This window comes from Pseudomonas sp. 22526 (assembly GCF_052044735.1).
Classification (GTDB): domain Bacteria; phylum Pseudomonadota; class Gammaproteobacteria; order Pseudomonadales; family Pseudomonadaceae; genus Aquipseudomonas; species Aquipseudomonas piscium.
In genome coordinates this window covers 1-5,562 of the sequence record NZ_JBQENK010000034.1, presented here as the reverse complement: position 1 = coordinate 5,562, position 5,562 = coordinate 1, and the positions used below count along the sequence as shown (strand labels likewise).

At 64.1% G+C, this 5,562-nt stretch carries 5 protein-coding genes; 2 read left to right on the top strand and 3 right to left on the bottom strand.

All coding sequences use genetic code 11. From position 1 onward, the window contains the following. Positions 1-41: 41 nt before the first annotated feature. Entirely contained in the window at positions 42-494 is a 453-nt protein-coding gene (locus ACTJKT_RS30265) for an Lrp/AsnC family transcriptional regulator (RefSeq protein ID WP_124337270.1), read from the bottom strand. A gap of 161 nt (positions 495-655) precedes the next feature. Here ACTJKT_RS30265 and yedA point away from each other — a divergent pair, with 161 nt between their 5' ends. Further along, the gene (yedA, locus tag ACTJKT_RS30260; protein ID WP_440790191.1) at positions 656-1,570 is read left to right on the top strand and encodes a drug/metabolite exporter YedA; all 915 of its coding nucleotides are present in this window, start codon (positions 656-658) and stop codon (positions 1,568-1,570) included. A 69-nt stretch (positions 1,571-1,639) separates the two neighbouring features. Here yedA and ACTJKT_RS30255 read toward each other — a convergent pair whose 3' ends face one another. Beyond that, positions 1,640-2,098 carry a hypothetical protein gene (locus ACTJKT_RS30255; RefSeq protein ID WP_440790189.1) on the bottom strand — a complete coding sequence of 153 codons (459 nt, stop codon included), beginning with the start codon at positions 2,096-2,098 and terminating at the stop codon, positions 1,640-1,642. Between the two features lie 223 nt (positions 2,099-2,321). Here ACTJKT_RS30255 and ACTJKT_RS30250 point away from each other — a divergent pair, with 223 nt between their 5' ends. After that, on the top strand, positions 2,322-3,656 hold the full coding sequence (locus tag ACTJKT_RS30250) for a DEAD/DEAH box helicase (protein ID WP_063433129.1): 1,335 nt from the start codon (positions 2,322-2,324) through the stop codon (positions 3,654-3,656). A gap of 172 nt (positions 3,657-3,828) precedes the next feature. Here ACTJKT_RS30250 and ACTJKT_RS30245 read toward each other — a convergent pair whose 3' ends face one another. Beyond that, positions 3,829-5,070 carry a TIGR03862 family flavoprotein gene (locus ACTJKT_RS30245; RefSeq protein WP_440790186.1) on the bottom strand — a complete coding sequence of 414 codons (1,242 nt, stop codon included), beginning with the start codon at positions 5,068-5,070 and terminating at the stop codon, positions 3,829-3,831. Positions 5,071-5,562 lie beyond the last annotated feature (492 nt).

The following is a 5,562-nucleotide window of genomic DNA, read 5'->3' as shown; positions in this document are numbered from 1 at the left end:
TCGGCAGCGGCTACAGGCGGTTACAGGCGGCGTGGATTGGCTCACTTGCCGTTGTTCTCCAGGTGCCCCAGCGGCACGCGCTGTTCGATGGCACTGGAGAGCACGATCGAGGTCTTGCTGAAGCCGAACTGGGCGACGCGGTTGATCAGCTCTTCCAGCTCCGGCATCGAGCCGACGGCGGCGCGCATGATCACGCACGGATCGCCGGTGACCCGCTGGCATTCGGTGAGTTGCGGGATCCGGCTCAGTTCGTCGTAGGCCTTCTGATTGCCGTGCTGGGCCATGCGCAGTTCGATCACGCACTGGATCGGCAGCCCGAGCTTGGCCAGGTCGACCTTGGCCTGGTAGCCGGTGATCACTCCGCTGGCTTCGAGTTTGGCCACCCGTTCGGCCACGGCCGGGGCGGAGAGGTTCACCTTGCGCGCCAACTCGGCGTAGCTCGCCCGGCCATTTTCCAGCAGGGCGGCGAGGAGCATGCGGTCATATTTGTCCATGATAAGGCTTCCAAACACAGCGACTTTCGAAAGCATGGGTTATAGCCAGAATCTCCATGTTTTGAAAAGTGTACTGGCGCTTTAAACAGGTTTTGTAGCTTAAGTTCCGTCGGCCGGCTTTCTAGAATAAGCCCTCTCCCTTGCCTGTCTTCGAGCTTCCCATGCCTGGCCTACGCCGTTTTCCCTTGCCCTTGATTGCCGCCTTTTTTGCGCTGTACGTGATCTGGGGGTCGACCTACCTGGTGATCCGTATCGGTGTCGAATACTGGCCGCCGCTGATGCTCGCCGGTATCCGTTTCGTCATCGCCGGCAGCCTGATGTACGGCTTCCTGCGTTGGCGCGGGGCGCCGGCACCGACCTGGGCGCAATGGCGGGCGGCAGGGGGGATCGGCATCCTGCTGCTGAGCTGCGGCAATGGCGCGGTCACTGTCGCCGAACACATGGGCGTGGCGTCCGGAGTGGCGGCCCTGGCGGTGGCCACGGTGCCGCTGTTCACCCTGCTGTGCGGTTACTTCTGGGGCGCGCGCAACACCCGCCTGGAATGGGCCGGGATCGTCCTCGGGCTGATCGGCATCGCCATGCTCAACCTCGGTTCCAACCTGCAGTCGAGCCCGACTGGCGCGGCCCTGCTGGTGTTCGCGGCGGCGGCCTGGGCCTTCGGTTCGGTGTGGAGCAAACACCTGCCGTTGCCGCAAGGGGCGATGGCCAGTGCCGCCGAGATGCTGGTGGGCGGCGTGGTGCTGCTGGTCGGCAGTTGGTTGAGCGGCGAGCAACTGGCCGGCGTTCCGCCCATCGAAGGCTGGGTAGCCCTGGCGTACCTGACCGGCTTCGGCTCGATCATTGCCTTCAACGCCTACATGTACCTGCTCAAGCACGTGCGCCCGGCGGCGGCCACCAGCTATGCCTACGTCAACCCGGCGGTGGCGGTGCTGCTGGGGATAGTCTTTGTCGGCGAGACCATTGGCCTGGAGGAGGCGCTGGCGATGGTGGTGATCATCAGTGCCGTGGTGCTGATCGGCCTGCCACAGTGGCGCAAGCCAAAAGCCGCTGCGATACAGGAAGAAGCCACCGCTTGAGGCGGTCTGTTGGCGCGCAATCAAAAACGCCGGGCATTGCCCGGCGTTTTTTGTTCCAGCCTGTCGTAATCAGGCCGGGTTGAACAGCATCACCAGCGGTATCAGCGCCACGACGAAGGCCAGCATGAACAGCAGGCTGATCCCGGCGACGCGCCACAACGAGAAGAAAGGCCCCTTGCTGAGTTTGTGTTCGATGACGACCGGACCGAAGAGCTGGCGCGCGTAGGTGTTCATCGCAAAAAGCGGTGGCAGTACGAAGGCCACGGCAGGAACACTTTCCGGCAACACTGCGCCCAGCACCATCATCAGGATGAGCAGGCCGATACCGACATACCAGACCTTCTTCACTTCGCTTTCGCGACCGAGTGCCTTGAGGTTGGCGGTGATCATGTAGGCACCCGCCACGGAAGTGCCGAGGAAGGTGGCAAGGCCGACGGCATTGATGCTGTACAGGCGCAATGGCGCGGTCGCCGCAGCCGGGGTCTGCAACTCGGCGGCCGGTGTCTGGAAGGGGTTGGGTGTGTCCATACAGGTCAGGCTCCTGGATCTTCAGCGGGGCGATGGGGATGAAAGAGGTGAATCCTCTCCCGGCAGCTCAAGGCGCGTCTACCAGGATTATCGCTGCTTGCCGCCCGGTGACCCGTAACGGCGGGAGGCAGGGCAACTCGTCAGCCCGAAAGAAACCCGCCTGAATTAGGGTAAACTGCCGCCCATTGCACACCTGCGCTGACTTTTTCCCTACGGTATCCCCATGACATTCGCCACTCTTGGCCTGATCGAACCCTTGCTGCGCGCCCTCGAAACGCTTGGCTACCAGACCCCGACACCGGTGCAGGCGCAAGCCATTCCGGCGGTGCTGGGCGGTCGCGACCTGATGGCCGCGGCCCAGACCGGCACTGGCAAGACTGCCGGCTTCGCCTTGCCGCTCCTGCAATCGCTGACCATGGAAGGGCCGAAAGTGGCCAGCAACTCGGTGCGCGCGCTGATCCTGGTGCCGACCCGCGAGCTGGCCGAACAGGTGCACGAGAGCGTGCGCCAGTACGCCGAACACCTGCCGCTGAGCACCTACGCGGTATACGGCGGCGTCAGCATCAACCCGCAGATGATGAAGCTGCGCAAAGGCATTGACCTGCTGGTGGCGACTCCGGGTCGTTTGCTCGACCTGTACCGGCAGAACGCGGTGAAGTTCAGCCAGTTGCAGACCCTGGTGCTGGACGAAGCCGACCGCATGCTCGACCTGGGGTTCTCCGAAGAACTGAAGGACATCTACGCGGCACTGCCGAAAAAGCGCCAGACCCTGCTGTTCTCCGCGACCTTCTCCGACGCCATCCGCCTGTTGGCCGGGCAGATGCTCAACGACCCGCTGAGCATCGAAGTCAGCCCGCGCAACGTCGCCGCCAACACCGTCAAGCAATGGGTGGTGACGGTGGACAAGAAGCGCAAGCCGGAGCTGTTCAGCCACCTGCTGCGCAAGAACCGCTGGAAGCAGGTGCTGGTGTTCGCCAAGACCCGCAACGGCGTGGATGCGCTGGTGGAAAGGCTGCAGGGCCAGGGCGTGAATGCCGACGGCATCCATGGCGACAAACCCCAGGCCACCCGCCAGCGCGCGCTGGACCGCTTCAAGGCCAGCGAGATCCAGATCCTGGTGGCCACCGATGTGGCGGCCCGTGGCCTGGACATCGAGGACCTGCCGCTGGTGGTCAACTTCGACCTGCCGATCGTCGCCGAGGATTACATCCACCGCATCGGCCGTACCGGCCGCGCCGGTTCCACCGGTGAGGCGATCTCGCTGGTGTGCGCCGATGAAGTGAACCTGTTGTCGGCCATCGAGATGCTGACCCGCCAGACCCTCAAGCGCCATGACGAGCCGGACTTCATCCCGGAGCACCGGGTGCCGGAAACTGACGCCAGCGGCCAGGTGATCAAGAAGCCGAAAAAACCGAAGAAGCCCAAGACTTCCGGCGGTGGCGGCAAGCGCAACCTGGGCAAGTGGGTGGACAGCGGCGAAGTGGCCGAAGCGCCAGCGGTGAAGCCGGTGCGCAAGGTGCCGGCGTTCAACACCGGGCCGCGCAAGCGTAAGCCATAACGCCGCCTCTGTAGCCGCTGGCGCAGCCTGCGATCGAGGACGCAGTCCTCGTAAAACCAAACGACTCGGTCTTCCTGGAAAAAACGCGTCGTTTGGTTTTGCGGCCGCTACGTCGGAATGCCGCCCAAGCCGATCGCAGGCTGCGCCAGCGGCTACAGGATGTACGCCGGCCTCAGGCCTTTTCCCGCAACCACTCGATCATCCCCAACCCCGCCGCCCGCCCGCTGGCGAAACACGCGGTGAGCAGGTAGCCGCCGGTGGGTGCCTCCCAGTCGAGCATTTCTCCGGCGCAGAACACACCTGGCAATTGCTTGAGCATCAAGCGTTGATCCATGGCCTCGAACGTCACGCCGCCGGCGCTGCTGATGGCTTCGTCCAGCGGTCGGGTTTTCACCAGGGTCAACGGCAGGGCCTTGATCGCCTTGGCCAGCAGCGCCGGGTCGGCGAAGCAGTCGGCGCTGGTCAGTTCACGCAAGAGCGCGGCTTTCACCCCGTCGATGCCCAACTGGCTGTGCAGGTGCTTGGCCATGGAGCGCGAGCCCCGAGGCTTGCTCAGCGCGACCTGGATCCGGTCATGGGGTTTGCCCGGCAGCAGGTCGATATGTACCGTGGCCGAACCGTGGCGGTTGATGGCTTGCCGAATCGGCGCCGACAGCGCGTAGATCAGGCTGCCCTCGATCCCGGTGGTGGTGATCACGCATTCGCCGAGGCGGGGGATGTCGTCGTTCAGGCCGATGGCCACGTTCTTCAGCGGCGCGCCGGCGAACTTGCTGCGCAGCAGGTCGCTCCAGTCCTGCACTTCGAACCCGCAGTTGCTCGGTTGCAGAGGGGCCAGTTGCACGCCGCGCTGTTCCAGCGGCAGCATCCAGGCCCCATCCGAACCCAGCCGTGCCCAACTGCCGCCGCCCAGCGCCAGCAACAGGGCGTCGGCCTGAACCGACTTTTCGCCTTCCGGGCTGTGGATGCGCAGGCTGCCATCGGCATTCCAGCCGAGCCAGCGATGGCGGGTGTGGATAACCACGCCGGCGTCGCGCAGGCGCTTGAGCCAGGCGCGCAGCAACGGCGCGGCTTTCATGTCGGTGGGGAACACCCGGCCCGAGCTGCCGACGAAAGTGTCGATGCCCAGGCCGTGAATCCATTGGCACAGCGCCTCGCTGCCGAATTCGCGCAACAGCGGGGCAATCTGCGGGGCCCGTTCGGCATAACGCGAGAGGAAGACCGGGTAGGCCTCGGAGTGCGTGATGTTCATCCCGCCGACCCCGGCCAGCAGGAACTTGCGGCCCACCGAGGGCATGCCGTCGTAGAGATCGACGCGGATGCCCGCCAGGCTCAGCACCTCGGCCGCCATCAGGCCGGCGGGGCCGCCACCGATAATGGCGACGTGATGGGGCAGGGCGGTGCTGGATAAGGTCATGGCGGGCGGCGGCGTGGCGGAATAAGCCAGGCATTCTACCCGAGGCAGGCCCGCCGCCAATGCTCCATGCGTCCCGCAGCGGCTTATAACAGGGGGCTGATCAAAAAACGTTCAGTGCTCTGCAGGGCTTGTATCCCATAGCCTGCAGAGTCTTGCGCTCAGGTTATCCACAAGCAGCTCCACAGAGATTGGGGGTAAGGCACTCACAGTTTCATGACCGCCTGATGAAGCTTTTTGTAGCCGCTGCCGCAGGCTGCGAAAGGTCCGCAGGACCTCCAGCAACATCACTGTTGGCACTCCCGCTTCGCAGCATTCAGCAGTGCTTAGTGGGCCTGATCAAAAAATGATCGCCTGTCTGTAAGGCACAGCCAGCATGGCCTGTAGCGGCTTGCGCTCAGGTTATCCACAAGCAGCTCCACAGAGATTGGGGGTAAGGCGCTCACAACTTCATGACCGCCTGATGAAGGCTTTTGTAGCCACTGCCGCAGGCTG

Coding starts and splice junctions, on each gene's coding strand:
- ACTJKT_RS30265 (WP_124337270.1), bottom strand. CDS start 494: ATGGACAAATATGACCGCATGCTCCTCGCCGCCCTGCTGGAAAATGGC.
- ACTJKT_RS30245 (WP_440790186.1), bottom strand. CDS start 5,070: ATGACCTTATCCAGCACCGCCCTGCCCCATCACGTCGCCATTATCGGT.
- ACTJKT_RS30250 (WP_063433129.1), top strand. CDS start 2,322: ATGACATTCGCCACTCTTGGCCTGATCGAACCCTTGCTGCGCGCCCTC.
- ACTJKT_RS30255 (WP_440790189.1), bottom strand. CDS start 2,098: ATGGACACACCCAACCCCTTCCAGACACCGGCCGCCGAGTTGCAGACC.
- yedA (WP_440790191.1), top strand. CDS start 656: ATGCCTGGCCTACGCCGTTTTCCCTTGCCCTTGATTGCCGCCTTTTTT.